13 protein-coding genes are annotated in these 16,034 nt (G+C 68.0%); 8 read left to right on the forward strand and 5 right to left on the reverse strand.

The genetic code is table 11. From position 1 onward, the window contains the following. Window positions 1-261: 261 nt before the first annotated feature. Window positions 262-1,422, forward strand: a complete 1,161-nt coding sequence (locus DMH03_RS11470; protein ID WP_233611442.1) for an NADP-dependent malic enzyme — start codon at window positions 262-264, stop codon at window positions 1,420-1,422. Window positions 1,423-1,518: 96 nt separating this feature from the next. Here the strand turns inward: DMH03_RS11470 and DMH03_RS11475 are convergent, their stop codons facing one another. Both DMH03_RS11475 and DMH03_RS11480 read right to left on the reverse strand, forming a co-directional pair. Next, window positions 1,519-2,265 carry a DUF4190 domain-containing protein gene (locus DMH03_RS11475; RefSeq protein ID WP_125791985.1) on the reverse strand — a complete coding sequence of 249 codons (747 nt, stop codon included), beginning with the start codon at window positions 2,263-2,265 and terminating at the stop codon, window positions 1,519-1,521. A 55-nt stretch (window positions 2,266-2,320) separates the two neighbouring features. Next, window positions 2,321-3,724, reverse strand: a complete 1,404-nt coding sequence (locus tag DMH03_RS11480; RefSeq protein ID WP_125791986.1) for a bis-aminopropyl spermidine synthase family protein — start codon at window positions 3,722-3,724, stop codon at window positions 2,321-2,323. Between the two features lie 91 nt (window positions 3,725-3,815). On the opposite strand from DMH03_RS11480, the gene DMH03_RS11485 reads away from it, so the two are divergent. From DMH03_RS11485 to DMH03_RS11500, 4 genes are read left to right on the forward strand one after another with little or no spacing between them, the layout of a single operon-like run. Beyond that, the gene (locus tag DMH03_RS11485; protein WP_125791987.1) at window positions 3,816-4,904 is read left to right on the forward strand and encodes an ABC transporter ATP-binding protein; all 1,089 of its coding nucleotides are present in this window, start codon (window positions 3,816-3,818) and stop codon (window positions 4,902-4,904) included. Then, on the forward strand, window positions 4,904-5,587 hold the full coding sequence (locus DMH03_RS11490) for an ABC transporter permease (RefSeq protein WP_125791988.1): 684 nt from the start codon (window positions 4,904-4,906) through the stop codon (window positions 5,585-5,587). The genes DMH03_RS11485 and DMH03_RS11490 overlap by 1 nt, the downstream gene beginning before the upstream one ends. After that, complete coding sequence (locus DMH03_RS11495; RefSeq protein WP_125791989.1) at window positions 5,584-6,273, forward strand: ABC transporter permease; 690 nt, start codon at window positions 5,584-5,586, stop codon at window positions 6,271-6,273. Before DMH03_RS11490 ends, DMH03_RS11495 begins: the two co-directional genes overlap by 4 nt. After that, a complete protein-coding gene (locus DMH03_RS11500) occupies window positions 6,270-7,169 on the forward strand; it encodes an ABC transporter substrate-binding protein (RefSeq protein WP_125791990.1) in 900 nt (299 codons plus the stop codon). Before DMH03_RS11495 ends, DMH03_RS11500 begins: the two co-directional genes overlap by 4 nt. Window positions 7,170-7,247: 78 nt before the next feature. Here the strand turns inward: DMH03_RS11500 and DMH03_RS11505 are convergent, their stop codons facing one another. Then, a complete protein-coding gene (locus DMH03_RS11505; RefSeq protein WP_125791991.1) occupies window positions 7,248-7,763 on the reverse strand; it encodes a GNAT family N-acetyltransferase in 516 nt (171 codons plus the stop codon). A 393-nt stretch (window positions 7,764-8,156) separates the two neighbouring features. Between DMH03_RS11505 and DMH03_RS11510 the strand changes: the two genes are divergently transcribed. Both DMH03_RS11510 and DMH03_RS11515 read left to right on the forward strand, forming a co-directional pair. Beyond that, window positions 8,157-9,719 (forward strand): S8 family peptidase, encoded by a 1,563-nt coding sequence (locus DMH03_RS11510; RefSeq protein WP_125791992.1) that lies wholly within the window; start codon window positions 8,157-8,159, stop codon window positions 9,717-9,719. A 132-nt stretch (window positions 9,720-9,851) separates the two neighbouring features. Next, complete coding sequence (locus DMH03_RS11515; RefSeq protein WP_125791993.1) at window positions 9,852-10,571, forward strand: hypothetical protein; 720 nt, start codon at window positions 9,852-9,854, stop codon at window positions 10,569-10,571. Between the two features lie 420 nt (window positions 10,572-10,991). Here DMH03_RS11515 and DMH03_RS11520 read toward each other — a convergent pair whose 3' ends face one another. Continuing rightward, on the reverse strand, window positions 10,992-14,744 hold the full coding sequence (locus tag DMH03_RS11520) for a multifunctional oxoglutarate decarboxylase/oxoglutarate dehydrogenase thiamine pyrophosphate-binding subunit/dihydrolipoyllysine-residue succinyltransferase subunit (RefSeq protein WP_125791994.1): 3,753 nt from the start codon (window positions 14,742-14,744) through the stop codon (window positions 10,992-10,994). A 373-nt stretch (window positions 14,745-15,117) separates the two neighbouring features. On the opposite strand from DMH03_RS11520, the gene DMH03_RS11525 reads away from it, so the two are divergent. After that, window positions 15,118-15,384, forward strand: coding sequence for a hypothetical protein (locus tag DMH03_RS11525; protein WP_125673926.1), 267 nt, complete (start codon window positions 15,118-15,120; stop codon window positions 15,382-15,384). Here DMH03_RS11525 and DMH03_RS11530 read toward each other — a convergent pair. After that, window positions 15,381-15,950 (reverse strand): DUF4291 domain-containing protein, encoded by a 570-nt coding sequence (locus tag DMH03_RS11530; RefSeq protein ID WP_125791995.1) that lies wholly within the window; start codon window positions 15,948-15,950, stop codon window positions 15,381-15,383. The two genes, DMH03_RS11525 and DMH03_RS11530, sit on opposite strands and share 4 nt — an antisense overlap. Between the last annotated feature and the right edge of the window lie 84 nt (window positions 15,951-16,034).

Raw genomic sequence — 16,034 nt, forward strand, 5'->3', positions numbered from 1 at the left:
CAATGATCCGACCGCTGCGTCCGCGGCCGTCGCCACACCCACGGCACCGATGGCCGATTGGACGCTTCGCCGACAGGCCGGCGCTACCGCGCTGGGCTGCCGTGTCGGAGGACGAGTTACCCCGGATGGCCGGGCCATGCCCTTTTCGGCCTGCCCATTCACCAGTTCCCCCGCTCGCAGTCCCAGGAGAATCCAGTGACTTACGCTCGAATCGAGACTTCGCCGTCCATAGACACGGCGGAAGCAATGACGGGAAGCACGATGACCACGCCAGTGACGGACACCGAGATCTTCGAGGGCCACGAGGGCGGCAAGCTCTCCGTGGCCGCGACGCGCCCGATCTCCTCGCCCCGTGACCTCGCGGTCGCGTACACGCCTGGGGTGGCGAAGGTGAGCCGTGCGATCGCCGAGGACGCGGCCAAGGCGAAGCGGTACACGTGGGCGGACAGGCTCGTCGTGGTGGTCAGCGACGGTACGGCGGTGCTCGGCCTCGGCGACATCGGCGCGAGCGCTTCGCTGCCGGTCATGGAGGGCAAGTCTGTCCTGTTCAAGACCTTCGGCGGACTCGACTCGATCCCGCTGGTGCTCGACACCACCGACGTCGACGAGATCATCGAGACCCTGGTCCGGCTGCGCCCGTCGTTCGGCGCGGTGAACCTGGAGGACATCTCGGCGCCGCGCTGCTTCGAACTGGAGGACCGCCTCAAGGAGGCCCTCGACTGCCCGGTCATGCACGACGACCAGCACGGCACGGCGATCGTCACGCTGGCCGCGCTGCGCGGGGCGAACCAGGTGCTCGGCAAGGACATCTCCGGCCAGCGCGTGGTCGTCTCGGGAGCGGGCGCGGCGGGGGTGGCCTGCGCCAGGATCCTGCAGAACGCCGGCGTCGCGGACGTCACCGTGCTCGACTCGCGAGGCATCATCCACGAAGGTCGCGAGGGCCTGAACCCGATCAAGCAGAAGCTCGCCGAGACCACCAACACGGCCGGTCTGCGCGGCGGCCTCGGCGAGGCGCTGAAGGGTGCCGACGTCTTCCTTGGCCTGTCCGGGGCGACCATCGACGAAAGCCTGCTGGCCGGGATGGCCGACGACGCGATCGTGTTCGCGCTGTCGAACCCCGACCCGGAGGTTCACCCGGCCGTGGCGTCGCGGTACGCCAAGATCGTGGCGACCGGGCGCAGCGACTACCCGAACCAGATCAACAACGTGCTGGCCTTCCCCGGTGTCTTCCGCGGCGCGCTGGACTCGGGCGCGCGGGCGATCACGGAGAACATGAAGCTGGCCGCGGCCGAAGCGATCTTCGCCGTCGCGCAGGACGACCTCGGCCCGGACCGGATCGTCCCGAGCCCGCTGGACCCGAGGGTCGCGCCCGAGGTGGCCGCGGCCGTCGCGAAGGCCGCCGAGGCCGACGGCGTGGTGTGACGGTCCCTTTCACGCTTGCTCAAGCGCTATGAACGGTCCTTTCCTTGCAAAATTTGCAAGGAAAGGACCGTTCATAGCGTGTGGGGGTTGCGCGTCTCAGCCAGTCGGGATGGACAGATCGGCACCGGGGACCAGCGCGGAACCGGTCAGCTGTGAGTCGGGCGAGACGAGCGTGCAGAAGACGGTGCGCACACCGTGCTTCCAGGGCTCGCGCTCAGGCTTCAAGTAGCCCAGATCGGTGTAGACACCTTCCGCGTCGAGTCGCGGCTTGTCCACGTTCTTGGCCAGGATCCGCTGACAGTGCTCCAAGGCTTCCGCTTTCAGTTCTCCGCCACTGGGCCAGGGGCCGTCCGTCGCGGTGAAGGCTCCGATCACCTCGGTGGTGTGCGGGCTCCCGCACGCGGTGAGTTCGACGCTCGTGGCAGAGGCCACGGGCTGTTGCAAACAATCTCCCGGCTTCAAGGTGCAAATGTTGGCGTGGCCGGACGGCGGGGTCGCGCAACTCGCGCTCGACGTGCCCGGAGCGTTCGGCGGGCTCGCGGTGTAGCGGTCCGGGTTCCCCATGGTGTTCCCGAGCAGGGCGATCCAGCCGACGACCCAGAAGCCGGCGGCCGCGAGGCCGCCGATCGCCAGGCCCCGGCCCGGCCGCTTCCCCGGTCCGGTCTGGGAGAGCGCGATGATGCCGATGATGATCGCGGGCAGCAACGGCAGTGCCAGGCAACCGGCAAGGCCCAGTACGAGGGTGGCGATCGCCAGGCCGCTGGTCTTGGGGTGGTGCGGCGGAAGCCCGGGCGGGTAGGCGTACCCGTACGGCTGCGCGATCGGCATTCGCGGTTCGTTCATGGGACCGAACCTAGGAAGAGCGCATGAAGTTCCGATGACAGGCCGGAAGCACCGCTCAGCCGAGCAGTTCCGCCAGCCGGTGCCGCGGCAGGTCGATCAGCCGCGCGTCCGTGAGGTCCGACGGCACGTCCAGCGACACGTTCGCCAGCCGCGCGTGCGCGCGGGTCAGGAGTTCGTCCGGGTGCTCGACGGCGTCCGCGACGACGATGGCGTGCCGGTTGTCCGGGGTGCTCCGCAGTAGCCGCAGCTTGTACTTCGCCTCGACCAGCCGGTTGAGCGCGCCCTGCGCTTCGGCGTTCGTCAGATCGGGATGCGAGTTCGGGAGCAGCAGCGCCAGCCGTCGTGCGTTGGTGCCCAGCAGGGTCCGCAGCAGCCACGGGCCGGGGTCGGCCGAAAGATCCATCGCGACCGCGTCGCCCTCCGGCCCGGAAACGGACCAGTCGACCGGCCGCGACTCCAGCGCCAGCCCGCCCTCCGTGGCGGTTTCGTGCAGCTTGTCCAGCAGCGACGGCTTGGCCGCGCCCGCGGATTCCACCGACTGCGGGCCGTGGGTGTAGATCGCGGCCTTTCCCTTGCCACCGCGGTTCTTCTTCGACTTCGCGGTCGGCTGACAGACGTAGAGGTCCGCCGCGCTCCCGATAGCCTGCGCGCCGAAGTACCGGTTGAAGTCCGGCAGGATCGCTTCGAAGGTCAGCCCGAGCGTCGCGAGTGCCCGCTGCACCTGCGCGCCCAGCGCGGGGTGGCGCGGGCTGTAACCGTAGGCGAGCAGCAGTCGCCCCTCCGAGGGTTCGCTGAGCGCCTGGACCCCGCGCGCCGCGAACAAGCCCATTCCTTCGGGGGTGTAAGGCGGATCACTGAACACGAGATCCATCCGCCCGGTCACCGAGGGTGGCAGGCCGACGCGCAGATCCGTGTGCAGGGTGCGGATCGACCGCTCGCTGAGTTCGTCGATGTAGGCGAGGACACGATCGTCGAGGTCGACGACGGTGAGGTCCGCGTCGGGCCGCAACGCGCGCACGGCCAGCGACGTGAGGTCATGGTCACCCAGGAACAGCAGCTTCGCCGTCGCGAGGTCGTAGCGCTCGTCCAGCCACAGAGCCCGGTTCAGCACGGTCTCGGGCGTCGCCTGCACGTGGTCGAGCGCGGCCAGCGGCGCCGGTACGTTCTCGACGTAGCTGGTGATGGTCTTCAGCAGGCCGGGATCGGATTTCCGGTCCCGTGCCTCGAAGCGCGCGTACTTCTCCCGGGTGGCGGGGGCGAGCCGGACGCGGGACTCGTTCCGCTCGAGGTCGTCGCCGAGCGCGTTCAGGACGTCTTCGACACTCCGGCGTGGCGCGGTGCTGAGCCGGACCAGTTCGCCGAGATCACGCCAATCCGTCCGGAGCAGGGAAATCACCTGATGGAGCGGTCGCACGTGGACACCGTGCGCCGCGAAGACGTCATCGACGGAGGAACTCACGCCCAGCAGCCTAGTGACCCGCCCCCTGGGACACCGTGCCAACAGGCAGGATGTGGGCTACGGTTTTTCGACCAGACAGGGGGAGAGACGCGTGACTATCGAGTTCCGTGGCGTGACGAAGCGGTATCCGGACGGGACGGTCGCGGTCGACGACCTGAACCTCACCGTGGAGGACGGCACCATCACCGTCTTCGTCGGGCCGTCCGGCTGCGGCAAGACCACGTCGCTGCGGATGATCAACCGCATGGTCGAGCCGACTTCGGGCACGGTTCTGCTCGACGGCAAGGACGTCAGCGAAGGCGACCCGGCACTGCTGCGGCGCGGCATCGGTTACGTCATCCAGCACGCCGGCCTCTTTCCACACAGGACAGTCCTCGACAACGTCGCGACCGTGCCGCTGCTGTCCGGCTGGGACAAGGGCAAGGCGCGCAAGCGTGCCGCCGAACTGCTCGAAACCGTCGGCCTGCCCGCGGAACTCGGCAAGCGCTACCCCGCCCAGCTTTCCGGCGGCCAGCAGCAGCGCGTCGGGGTCGCCAGGGCGCTCGCGGCGGATTCGCCGGTGCTGCTGATGGACGAGCCGTTCTCCGCCGTCGACCCGATCGTCCGCGAGGAACTGCAGGACGAATTGCTGCGCCTCCAGTCACAGCTGGGGAAGACGATCGTGTTCGTCACCCACGACATCGACGAGGCCGTGCGGCTCGGCGACAAGATCGCGGTGCTCCGCGTCGGCGGGGTGCTCGCGCAGTACGGCACGCCGTCCGAGGTGTTGCGTCACCCCGTCGACGACTTCGTCGCGTCGTTCGTGGGCAAGGACCGCGGCTACCGCGGGCTTTCGTTCCTGTCGGCGGAAGGGATCGTCGTCGAAGAGGTCGAGCGGGTCGAGGTCGGCAAGCCCGCCCCCGGACCCGCCGACGAGTGGCGGGTCGCGGTCAACGCCGACGGACAGCCGCGCGGCTGGCTGCGTCCCGGGTCCACTGTGGACGGGGAGCTCGCCGAGACCGACCTCGTCGCGGGCGGGTCGCTCTACCTCCAGGGTGCACCGATCCGCGGCGCGCTCGACGCGGCGCTTTCCTCGCCCGCGAGCCTCGGTGTCGTGGTCGACGCCGACCAAAAGGTCGTCGGCGTGGTCAGAGCCCAGCAAGTCCTCCAAGTGATCGAAACGCCGTCGCTGAGCTCCTGATGGGCGACTTCTTCGCGGAGCTCGGTCGTTACCTGGGCAGCGCCAACAACCGTTCGCAGTTCTTCGGCGACCTGCTCGACCACATCTATCTCTCGCTGGTCCCGCTGGTGCTGGGCCTGCTGATCGCGGTGCTGGCGGGCTGGCTCGGCCACCGGTTCGCCGCGGCGCGTTCCGTACTGCTCGTCGTGTCGAACCTGCTGTACACGATCCCGTCGCTCGCCTTGTTCGTGGTGATCCCGGGCATCATCGGTTCGAAGATCCTCGACAGCGTCAACGTGATCGTGGCGCTCACCGTCTACACCGCCGCGTTGCTCGTGCGCCCGGTGCTGGACGCGCTCGACGCGGTCCCGCCGCACGTCGTCGCCGCGGCCACGGCCATCGGCTACAAACCCGCGCGCCGCTTCCTCGCCGTGGAGCTGCCGCTTTCGGTGCCGGTGCTCGCGGCGGGCGTCCGGGTGGCCTCGGTCAGCAACATCAGCCTGGTCAGTGTCGGCGCGCTGATCGGCACCGGTGGGCTCGGCGTGCTGTTCACCGACGGCTTCCAGCGCGAGTACTTCTCGCCGATCGTCGTCGGGATCGTCGCGACGCTGCTGCTCGCGCTGGTCGTCGACCTGCTGCTGGTGCAGCTTCGCGATCTCCTCACACCCTGGGACCGGGTGGCGACCGCGGCGGGGGCGAAATGATCGGCGACGTCCTGAACTGGTTCGGGGACCCGGCCCACTGGCAGGGAACGAACGGCGTCCCGGCCCGGTTGCTGCAGCATCTCGGCTACACGGCGCTGGCGCTGGTCTTCGCGCTGATCATCGCGCTCCCGCTCGGGCTCTACGTCGGGCACACCGGCCGGGGCGCGGTGCTGCTGGTGAGCGGCGGCAACGCGATCCGCGCGCTGCCGACGCTGGGGCTGGTGACCTTCCTGTTCCTGCTCTTCACCGAAAGCGAGCTCTCGACGATCATCGGGCTCGTGGTGCTCGCGATCCCGCCGATCCTCGCCGGGACGTACGCGGGTTTGCAGGCGACCGACCACGGCTTGGTCGACGCGGCGCAGGGCATCGGAATGACCGGCTGGCAACGGTTGTGGAAGGTCGAGGTGCCCATCTCGCTGCCGCTGGTGCTCGGCGGGGTGCGGAACTCGGTGCTGCAACTGGTGGCCACGGCGGCCGTGGCCGCTTACGTCGGACTCGGTGGGCTCGGCCGGTTCCTGCTCGACGGACTGGCCATTTTGGACTATCCGCAGGTGGTCGCGGGCGCGCTCCTGACGACGTTGCTCGCGGTCGTACTGGATCTGGCGCTGGCGGGCGTCCAGCGGCTGCTGGTGCCCAAGGGAGTTCGGCTGGCGCAGGCCGCCAGCGGGAAGAAGGCGAAGGCATGAGGCGGAGGGTGGCGGCGCTGTTCGCCGGGATCGCTTTGCTCACGGCGAGCTGTGGCAACCCGCTCGCCGGCGGTGCGGAGGGCGGTGCGACCGGCGACATCATCATCGGCGCGTCCGACGTCGGGGAAAGCCTTCTGCTGGCCCAGATCTACGCGGGCGCGCTGCGCAACGCGGGCGCGGAGAACGTCACCGTGCGCCCGCCGGTCGGCAGCCGCGAGGTCGTCGTCAAGGCACTGCAGGACAAATCGCTTTCGGTCGTACCGGATTACAGCGGGAACCTGTTGCGCTACTTCGACAAGGACACGCAGGCCACCACGCCGCAGGACGTCTACGCGCAGCTGAAGCAGAAGCTGCCGTCCGGGTTCGAGGTCCTCGAACAGGCGCCCGCGGAGGACAAGGACCTGCTGGTGGTGCGCAAGGAACTCGCCGATTCCGGGGTGCGGACCTTCTCCGATCTCGGCAAGCGGTGCAAGGAACTCGTGCTCGGCGGTCCCGGTCAGTGGAGCAGCCGCTGGAAGGACAAGATCAAGGCGCTCTACGGCTGCGAGTTCGCGGAGATCCGCACGACCGACACCGGCGGCCCGGTCACGGTCGCCGCGTTGAAGTCCGGTGACATCCAGGTCGCGGACCTGTTCAGCACGTCTTCGTCGATCGCCGCGAACGGGTTCGTGCCGCTGGTGGACGACAAGAACATGTTCCCCGCGCAGAACATCGTGCCCCTCGCGGCGAAGGGGACGTTGTCGCCGAAGGAGATCGACGCGCTGAACCGGGTTTCGGCGGCGCTCACGACCGATCAATTGACCGAGTTGAACGTCCAGTTCAGCGAGGAGAAGCGCAACCCGCTCGACGTCGCCGAGGAGTTCCTGCGCCGGAACAACCTCCTCGCGCCCGCCTGACCCCCCACGCGTTCAGTCCTCTGCATGCGGTGGTTGCACGCGCAAGGACCGCATCCAGAGGACTAAACGCGGCGGGGGCTAGAGGCGGTCGAAGGCGGGGGAGTAGCGGAACTCGCCCTGGAGATCGGGCGTGTACGCGCGAAGGGTGCGGACCTGGAAGTGCGGCGCCCATTCCGCGACCGGCGGCGTGATCCCGTGCTGTGCGGCGAGTACGAAGCCGAAGCGGGAGTAGTAATTCGGGTCGCCCAGCAGGACGACGGCGCCGTAGCCGAGGGCGTCCGCCGCGCCGAGAACCGCGTGCACGAGCGCGGAGCCGATGCCGGAGACGTGGTACTCGGGCAGCACACCGAGCGGACCGAGGCCCACCGTCGACTTCTCGTCGGAGCCGAGTTTCGCCGGGCTGCAGCAGACATGCCCGGCGACCTTCCCCTCGCGTTCGGCCACGATGGACAGTGCGCCGATCAGGTCGCCGTCCTCCCGTAGTTCGTCGACGAGTTTCGCCTCGACCACCGGGACACTGTGTTTCGCGAACGCGGCCAGATGTACCGCGTGGATCGCCTCGCGGTCGGCCGGGATTTCCTGTCGGAGCAGCATGCTCCCGAGTGTGCTCCATCCGAAGGTAGGGTGGAAATCGATTTCCGCCCGGCGAGGTCGCGACTTTAGTAGGCGGCCATCCGTGTGTACTTTCACGCCACTGAAACGGCCGGTGGGCGGGAAAGCGACCACGGGATGTGCGGATCCCCAATTCTTCGTGGGCCGTACGGGCGCAAAACGCGACTAAAGGCGGGGGCTGAACGGTGCCCGAGCTGCGTCGATGACGTGTCCACTACTACCGGGATGTCCGTAATGCAAGGTCTTCCTTAGGGTGAATCGGCGACTTAGTCTCAGCCTGCGCTCCTAAGTGGAACGCGCTTCACCTCTGAGTCACCCCAACGATCCGGCGGGCCATTTCACGCCCGTGGGTCGACCCTGCCTGGGAGGAATATCTTGAACAATTCCCTGGGAACCTTGAAGAGACGACTGCCCGCCTTCGGTGTGGCCGCGGCCGTCGCCGTGCTGACGGCGCTGGGCGGTACCACCGTCGCGTCGGCGGCGGAGGGTTCGATCGTCAACGCGGGTAGCGACAAGGCGATCAAGGACAGCTACATCGTCGTGCTGAAGGACGGCTCGTCGGTCGAAGCCACCGCGAAGAGCGTGACCCAGCGCCACGGCGGCACGGTCGAGAAGACCTTCGCGTCTTCGGTCCGCGGCTTCTCCGGTGCGCTGACCGAAAAGCAGGCGAAGCGGGTCGCCGCGGACCCCGCGGTCGCCTACGTGGAGCAGAACCAGACCGTCTCGATCTCGGCGGACCAGCTGAACCCGCCGTCGTGGGGCCTGGACCGGGTCGACCAGCAGAGCCTTCCGCTCAACCAGAAGTACAGCTACAGCACCACGGCGTCGAACGTCACCGCGTACGTCGTCGACACCGGCATCCTCACCACGCACCCCGACTTCGGCGGGCGCGCGACCCACGGCCGTGACACCGTCGACAACGACAACGACGCCACGGACTGCCAGGGTCACGGCACCCACGTCGCCGGCACCATCGGCGGTACCGCGCACGGTCTGGCCAAGGGCGTCAAGCTCGTCGCCGTCCGCGTGCTGAACTGCTCCGGTTCCGGGACGACCGCCGGCGTCATCGCCGGTGTCGACTGGGTGACCGCGAACGCGGTCAAGCCCGCCGTCGCGAACATGAGCCTCGGCGGCGGCGCGTCGACCACCCTCGACCAGGCCGTCCAGCGGTCGATCGCGGCGGGCATCACCTATGGTGTCGCGGCCGGTAACGACACGGGCGCCAACGCCTGCAACGTCTCGCCCGCCCGTACGCCGGAAGCGATCACCGTCGGCTCGACGACGAACACGGACGCGCGGTCCAGCTTCTCCAACATCGGCACCTGCCTCGACATCTTCGCGCCGGGCAGCGGCATCACGTCGACGTGGCTGAACAACGGCACCAACACCATCAGCGGTACCTCGATGGCGACCCCGCACGTCGTGGGCGCGGCGGCCCTGTACGCCTCCGCCAACCCGACGGCCACGCCGAAGCAGGTCCGTGACGCCCTGGTCGCCAACGGCACCAAGGACAAGGTGACCAACCCGGGCACCGGTTCGCCGAACGTGCTGCTCTACACCGGCACCGGTGGCCCCGGCCCCGAGCCGACCCCCTGCGGCACGCAGACCAACAGCGGCGTCGTCGCCATCCCCGACGCCGGTGCCGCGGTGACCAGCACGATCACCGTCGCGAACTGCGCCCGCAACGCCTCGGCCACCACCAAGGTCGCGGTGAACATCACGCACACCTACGTCGGTGACCTCGTCATCGACCTGGTCGCGCCGGACGGCAGCTCGTACCGCCTGAAGGGTTCGAGCAACGACTCGTCCGACAACATCAACACCACCTACACCGCCAACGTCTCGACCGAGGCCGCCAACGGCGCCTGGAAGTTGAAGGTGCAGGACGTCTACCGGGTCGACACCGGCTCGCTCAACAGCTGGTCGCTGACCGTCTGATCCACATCCGGAGTACGTGAAGGCCCCCTTCCTCCTGCTGGGAAGGGGGCCTTCCCGTATCCGGAGAGTGATTCGGCGCCCAGTTGCGGCGTTCGTCCACTAAGGACCTTCGCGAGGCTTTACCCTCTCCGCATGCAGCCCGGACCGCCCTATCAGCAGGGACCTCAGCAGCCGTATCCGCCGCAGGGATATCCGGGGTATCCGCCACCCGGATACGGGCCGCCGCCCAAGAAGTCGAACACCGGACTCATCGTCGGGCTCGTCGTCGGCGCGGTGGTGCTGCTCGGCGGTGGCGGGGTCGCGGCCTTCCTGCTGCTGTCCGACGACTCGCGCTCGTCGCCGACCGCGGCGCCGACGTCGTCCAAGAAGACCGGTCCGCCGGACAAGTACACCTCCATGCCCGGCTGCGAGCGGATCGGGAGCAAGATACGGAACCTGCCGCCGCTCGAAACGCCGAAGGGCGAGGAGCCGGCGAGCACGTCGAACGACGACATCACCTACACCCGCTCGTCCTGCAGCTGGCGTGAGCCCAACGCGCCTTCGGCGACCGTCGTGATGTACCTGTCGAAGTCGAAGGAGCCGGGGTCGGGCGCCGGTGAGGCCTGGGCCAAGGCGAGTGTCGAGAACGCCGTGACGGACGGCGGCGTGCTCATCCCCACCATGGCGAAGTCGACCAAAGCCGTGCACACCAAGCTCGACTCGCCGAGCCAGTGCCAGATCAAGTTCTATCAGGGCAACGCCGAGGGCGAGATCATCGTGACCGGCCCCGACCCGTCCGGCACGGTCAACCAGACGGTGTGCAAGGAGAACGCGCTTAAGTTGGCCAAGGCGACCTCCGAGGCGATCGGCTGAAGGACGTTTTCCCAGCGTCAGACGCAGGGTCCCGGCAAAGTCGAGATCTTGCAGGTCAGGCGACTATTCCTGCACTGTCGCGGGGCCGCACGGTGCCGGTAGTGGAGCTTGATTCTGGACGCTGGCGGGGCTTCAGTGTCCACAAGGGACACCACCGGACGATTGAGTGTCCGATTGATGCCGCTATGTGCGGTTCTGCGGGGGGTCGTGAGTGGCAATGAGGGTTAGAACGACAAAAATCACTCACGACCCCCTCGCGAAACCGTGCAAGTCACCCAAATCGGGCACCTCTGTGTCGTAAAAGGGTCCCTTGTGGACAGTCAAGGGCCGGGTGAGGCTCCTTTTGCGCATCAGACGCAGCGAAGGGGCCCTTCACCGCATGGGATGCGGTGAAGGGCCCCTTCAGCTCACGTCAGGCGATCAGTCGAAGGCCCGCGCGATCAGCGCCTTCTGCTCGACCTCGTGCACCTTGGACGAACCCGCCGACGGTGCCGCCATCGGACGACGCGACACGACATCCAGGCTGGCGAACACCTCCGGGAGCTTCCGCGGCAGGTTCAGGCCGAAGAACGGCCACGCACCCTGGTTCTCCGGCTCTTCCTGGACCCAGACCGCGGGAGCGCCGTTGTAGCGCTCGAGCGCCGCCAGCAGCTTCTTCTTCGGCAACGGGTAGTACTGCTCGACCCGCACGATCGCGATGTCGTTCGCTTCGCGCTTCGTCCGCTCGGCCACCAGCTCCCAGTAGAGCTTGCCCGAGGTCAGGAGCACCTTGCGCACCTTCGACGGGTCGACGACGGCGTCGTCGATGACCGACATGAACTTCGACTGGCCGGTGAAGTCCTCGACCTGCGAAGTCGCCGCCTTGTTGCGCAGCATCGACTTGGGGGTGAAGACCACCAGCGGCCGGTTGACTCCGTCGAGCGCGTGACGGCGGAGGAGGTGGAAGTAGTTCGCCGGGGTCGACGGCACCGAGACGGTCATCGAGCCTTCCGCGCACAGCGAGAGGAAACGCTCGATGCGGCCGGAGGTGTGGTCCGGGCCCTGGCCTTCGTGGCCGTGCGGCAGCAGCAGCACGACGTCGGAGAGCTGGCCCCACTTGGCCTCACCGGAGGAGATGTACTCGTCGATGACGGTCTGCGCGCCGTTGACGAAGTCACCGAACTGCGCTTCCCACATGACCAGCGCTTCGGAGTTGGCCACCGAGTAGCCGTACTCGAAGCCGACCGCCGCGTACTCGGACAGCGCCGAGTCGTAGATCATCACGCGGCCCTGGCCGTCGGCCAGGCTGGCCAGCGGCGAGTATTCCTGGCCGGTCTTGCGGTCGATCAGCACCGAGTGGCGCTGGGTGAAGGTGCCGCGGCGGGAGTCCTGGCCGGACAGCCGCACCAGGCGGCCTTCCATCGCCAGCGAACCGAAGGCGAGCAGCTCACCGAACGCCCAGTCGATGCCGCCTTCGCGGGACATCTTGTGGCGGCGCTCCATGACCGGCTTGACCCGCGGGTGCGGGGTGAAGCCCTCGGGCACGTTGAGGAACGCGTCGCCGATGTGCTCGATGACCTCGGCGGTGGTCGCGGTGGGCACCTTGGCCGGGACCTGCTGCTCCTCCTCGACCGAGGGGCTGGCCTTCGCCGGGTGCTTCTCCAGCTCGCGGACCTCGTTGAACACGTGCTCCAGCTGGCTGGAGAAGTCGCGCAACGCGGCCTCGGCCTCTTCGACGGAGATGTCGCCACGGCCGATCAGCGATTCGGTGTAGGTCTTCCGGACCGAACGCTTCGTGTCGATGATGTCGTACATCGCCGGCTGCGTCATCGAGGGGTCGTCGCCCTCGTTGTGGCCGCGGCGGCGGTAGCAGATCAGGTCGATCACGACGTCCTTGTGGAACGCCTGGCGGTAGTCGACGGCCAGCTTGGCCACCCAGTGCGCGGCCTCGGGGTCGTCGCCGTTCACGTGGAAGATCGGCGAGCCGATCATCTTCGCGACGTCGGTGGCGTACTGGCTCGAACGCGAGTGCTCGGGCGCGGTGGTGAAGCCGACCTGGTTGTTGACGATGACGTGCACGGTGCCGCCGGTGCGGTAACCGCGCAGCAGCGCCAGGTTCAGCGTCTCGGCCACGACACCCTGGCCCGCGAAGGCCGCGTCGCCGTGCATCAGGACAGGGAGGACGGTGAAGCCCTCGCCACCCTTGTCGAGGATGTCCTGCTTCGCGCGGACGATGCCCTCGAGGACCGGGTCGACGGTCTCCAGGTGCGACGGGTTCGCGGTCAGCGACACCTTGGTCTCGCCGTCGCCGAACATGCGGAAGTACTTGCCCTCGGCGCCGAGGTGGTACTTCACGTCACCGGAACCGTGCGCCTGGCCCGGGTCGAGGTTGCCCTCGAACTCCTGGAAGATCTGCGCGATCGGCTTGCCGACGATGTTCGCCAGCACGTTCAGGCGGCCGCGGTGCGGCATGCCGATGACGACCTCGTCGAGTTCGTGCTCGGCGGCCTTGTCCAGCAGCGTGTCGAGCAGCGGGATCGCCGTCTCGCCGCCTTCGAGGGAGAACCGCTTCTGGCCGACGTACTTGGTCTGCAGGAAGGTCTCGAACGCCTCGGCGGCGTTCAGCTTCGAGAGCACGTACTTCTGGACCGCGGGGTCCGGCTTCTCGTGCGGGACCTCGATGCGGTCCTGGATCCAGCGGCGCTCCTCGGGGTCGAGGATGTGCGTGTACTCGATGCCGACGGTGCGGCAGTAGGAGTTGCGCAGCACGCCGAGGATGTCGCGCAGCTTCATCCGCTCCTGGCCGGCGAAGCCGCCGACCGGGAACTCGCGGTCCAGGTCCCACAGGGTCAGGCCGTGGGAGAGGACGTCGAGGTCGGCGTGGCTGCGCTGCCGGTAGTTCAGTGGGTCGGTGTCGGCCATCAGGTGACCGCGCATGCGGAAGGCGTCGATCAGCTCGATCACGCGCGCGGTCTTGTCGACCGGGCCGTCCGGGATGTCGGCGACCCAGCGGATCGGCTCATAGGGCAGGCGCAGGCTGGTGAAGACGTCGTCATAGAAGCCGTCTTCGCCGAGCAGAAGCTCGTGGATGCGCTTGAGGAACTCGCCCGACTCCGCGCCCTGGATGATGCGGTGGTCATAGGTCGAGGTCAGCGTCATGATCTTCGAGACGCCGAGGTCGACCAGTGCCTTCTCGCTGGTGCCCTCGAAGTGCGCCGGGTACTGCATGGCGCCGACGCCGATGATCGCGCCCTGGCCCGCCTGCAACCGCGGCACCGAGTGGTTGGTGCCGATGCCGCCGGGGTTGGTCAGCGAGATCGTGGTGCCGGCGAAGTCGTCGGCGGTCAGCTTGCCGTTGCGGGCCTTCTTGACGATCTCCTCGTAGGCCTGCCAGAACTGCATGAAGGTCATGTTCTCGGTGGCCTTGATGGAGGCCACGACGAGCGTGCGGGAGCCTTCCTTGCCCTTCATGTCGATCGCGAGACCGAAGTTCACGTGCTCCGGCGTGATCGCGAACGGCTTCCCGTCGATCAGCTGGTAGTGCCGGTTCATGTTCGGGAAGTTCTTCAGCGCACGGACCATCGCGTACCCGATGAGGTGCGTGAAGGAGATCTTGCCGCCACGCGTGCGCTTGAGGTGGTTGTTGATGACGATGCGGTTGTCGGCCATCAGCTTCGCCGGAACGGCACGCACACTCGTGGCCGTCGGCACGGACAGCGAGGCGTCCATGTTCTTCGCGATCGCCGCCGCGGCGCCACGGAGCTGCTTCGACTCCGGCTCGGCGTCCTTCTCGGCGGGCTTGGCCGGGGCCTTCTCAGCCGCCTTGGGCGCAGCCGCCTTCGCAGGCGCTGGGGCCTTCGCGGGCGCGGTGGCCTTCGCCTCGGTCTTCGGTGCGGGCTTCGCGGGGGCGTTCTTCGGCGCGGTCTGCTTCGCGGTGGACTCGGCGTTGCGGACTGTCTGGGGCGACGGGTTGGCGACCTGGCCGTTGGCGCCAGGACCTTCATTGCCGGGGTCTCCGGAGTTCTGACGCGCGTCGTCGGCCTTGGTCTGCGCGGCCTGCGTTGGCTTGAAGTCCGCGAAGAAGTCGTGCCAGGCGGCATCGACTGAGCTGGGGTCGGCGAGGAACTGGTCGTACATTTCCTCGACGACCCACTCGTTGGGGCCGAATTGTGACGCAGGGCTGCTGCTGGACACGGCTTGGACTCGCCTCTATCCGTCTCGAGATCTTGAACACCGCTGATGCGCCTACCAGGCTAACCCCCTCGGTCGCGGCCGTGTGATGGAACTGGCCTGTGTGAGGCGTGGCGCACTAGGTGATGGGTCACTGTCTCGATCAAGAGACCGAAAATATGTGGCGTGCCGTCCGGGCGCTCGGCCGTTCGGCGGAGCAAGGGACCTTTGCTGTCGTTTTCACCGTCCGTGCAGGTCAGGTCACTGTTTCGTCGGTGAAGGTTGGCCCGCTGGTCGTGCCCGGACAGCCTGTAGTTCACGTCAGGGGGCTTCGCTGGGTGGACGATGCGGCCGGTGTCGTGCCGGCCGCCGATCGCCCGCGAGGTGGTGGCAGCCGATGTGGCTCGACGAGTGCCCGTCGTTCTGGGACGAGGGGCGTGTGCGCCCGCTGGTCACCGAGTCCGGCAAGGTCGTGCTGATGTGCGACTCGTGCTCGGCGGTCTGGCCGACGCTCGCCGACTTCAAGGAGATGGAGCACGTCGAGCCCGACGAGCCGGACTGGGCGGTGACGGCCGGGGTGCACGTCCGGCCGGGGACCGTCCGGTGGGCTTCGGCTCAGGACCTCGAGGTCGCCGGGATGAGCGGCCTCAAGTGGCGGCCTTAGCCGGGGTACGGGCGCTCCGCGGGTAGCAGCGCTTCGGCGTCTTCGATGCGGTTCGCCGCGACCAGGGCACCGATCTCGCGCATGGTCGAGGTGACGTCGGTGACCGCCGTGATCCAGTTGTCGACATAGCGATCGACGGCCTCGCCGCTCAGCCCCATCTGGAGCGAGCGGTGCTTGAGCGCGCCGAGCCGGATGCCGCGCTCCGGATCCCACTGGATGCGGACCGGGCTGGTCTTGACCTCGTCCTGCCACGTCTTCCGGTCGGAGTGGACGTCCGGGTCGTAGTGGCTGAGCGCCGCGTGTTCGAGCGCCCACGCGAAACCCTCGCGAGTGATGTCGAGGGCGAGTACGCGTTCTTGGCCGGGCTTCGCGGCCCAGCCGCAGCGATACGCCATCCAGAGGAAGGACGGCTTGATCCAGGTCATGCGTTCGCGTTTGAACGGCGGCACGAACGTGCCCGCCTTCACGGCGGCGCCGGCGATGGCCGGCGAGTACGCCTGATAGACGCGGATCGTGGTTTCGGTGTGCACGGCGCGGATCTGCCGCGCCGGGATCTCTTCGTTCATTTGTCGTGAGGATGACAGGTGCGGGGGTGCACGCGCGACCGGAATTCCCTTGCCCGTGGAGTCATGCTGGCTTCATGGCATTGC

The organism is Amycolatopsis sp. WAC 01376 (assembly GCF_003947415.1).
Classification (GTDB): Bacteria; Actinomycetota; Actinomycetes; order Mycobacteriales; family Pseudonocardiaceae; genus Amycolatopsis.

Coding starts and splice junctions, on each gene's coding strand:
- DMH03_RS11495 (WP_125791989.1), top strand. CDS start 5,584: ATGATCGGCGACGTCCTGAACTGGTTCGGGGACCCGGCCCACTGGCAG.
- DMH03_RS11475 (WP_125791985.1), bottom strand. CDS start 2,265: ATGAACGAACCGCGAATGCCGATCGCGCAGCCGTACGGGTACGCCTAC.
- DMH03_RS11470 (WP_233611442.1), top strand. CDS start 262: ATGACCACGCCAGTGACGGACACCGAGATCTTCGAGGGCCACGAGGGC.
- DMH03_RS11500 (WP_125791990.1), top strand. CDS start 6,270: ATGAGGCGGAGGGTGGCGGCGCTGTTCGCCGGGATCGCTTTGCTCACG.
- DMH03_RS11490 (WP_125791988.1), top strand. CDS start 4,904: ATGGGCGACTTCTTCGCGGAGCTCGGTCGTTACCTGGGCAGCGCCAAC.
- DMH03_RS11505 (WP_125791991.1), bottom strand. CDS start 7,763: ATGCTGCTCCGACAGGAAATCCCGGCCGACCGCGAGGCGATCCACGCG.
- DMH03_RS11525 (WP_125673926.1), top strand. CDS start 15,118: ATGTGGCTCGACGAGTGCCCGTCGTTCTGGGACGAGGGGCGTGTGCGC.
- DMH03_RS11530 (WP_125791995.1), bottom strand. CDS start 15,950: ATGAACGAAGAGATCCCGGCGCGGCAGATCCGCGCCGTGCACACCGAA.
- DMH03_RS11515 (WP_125791993.1), top strand. CDS start 9,852: ATGCAGCCCGGACCGCCCTATCAGCAGGGACCTCAGCAGCCGTATCCG.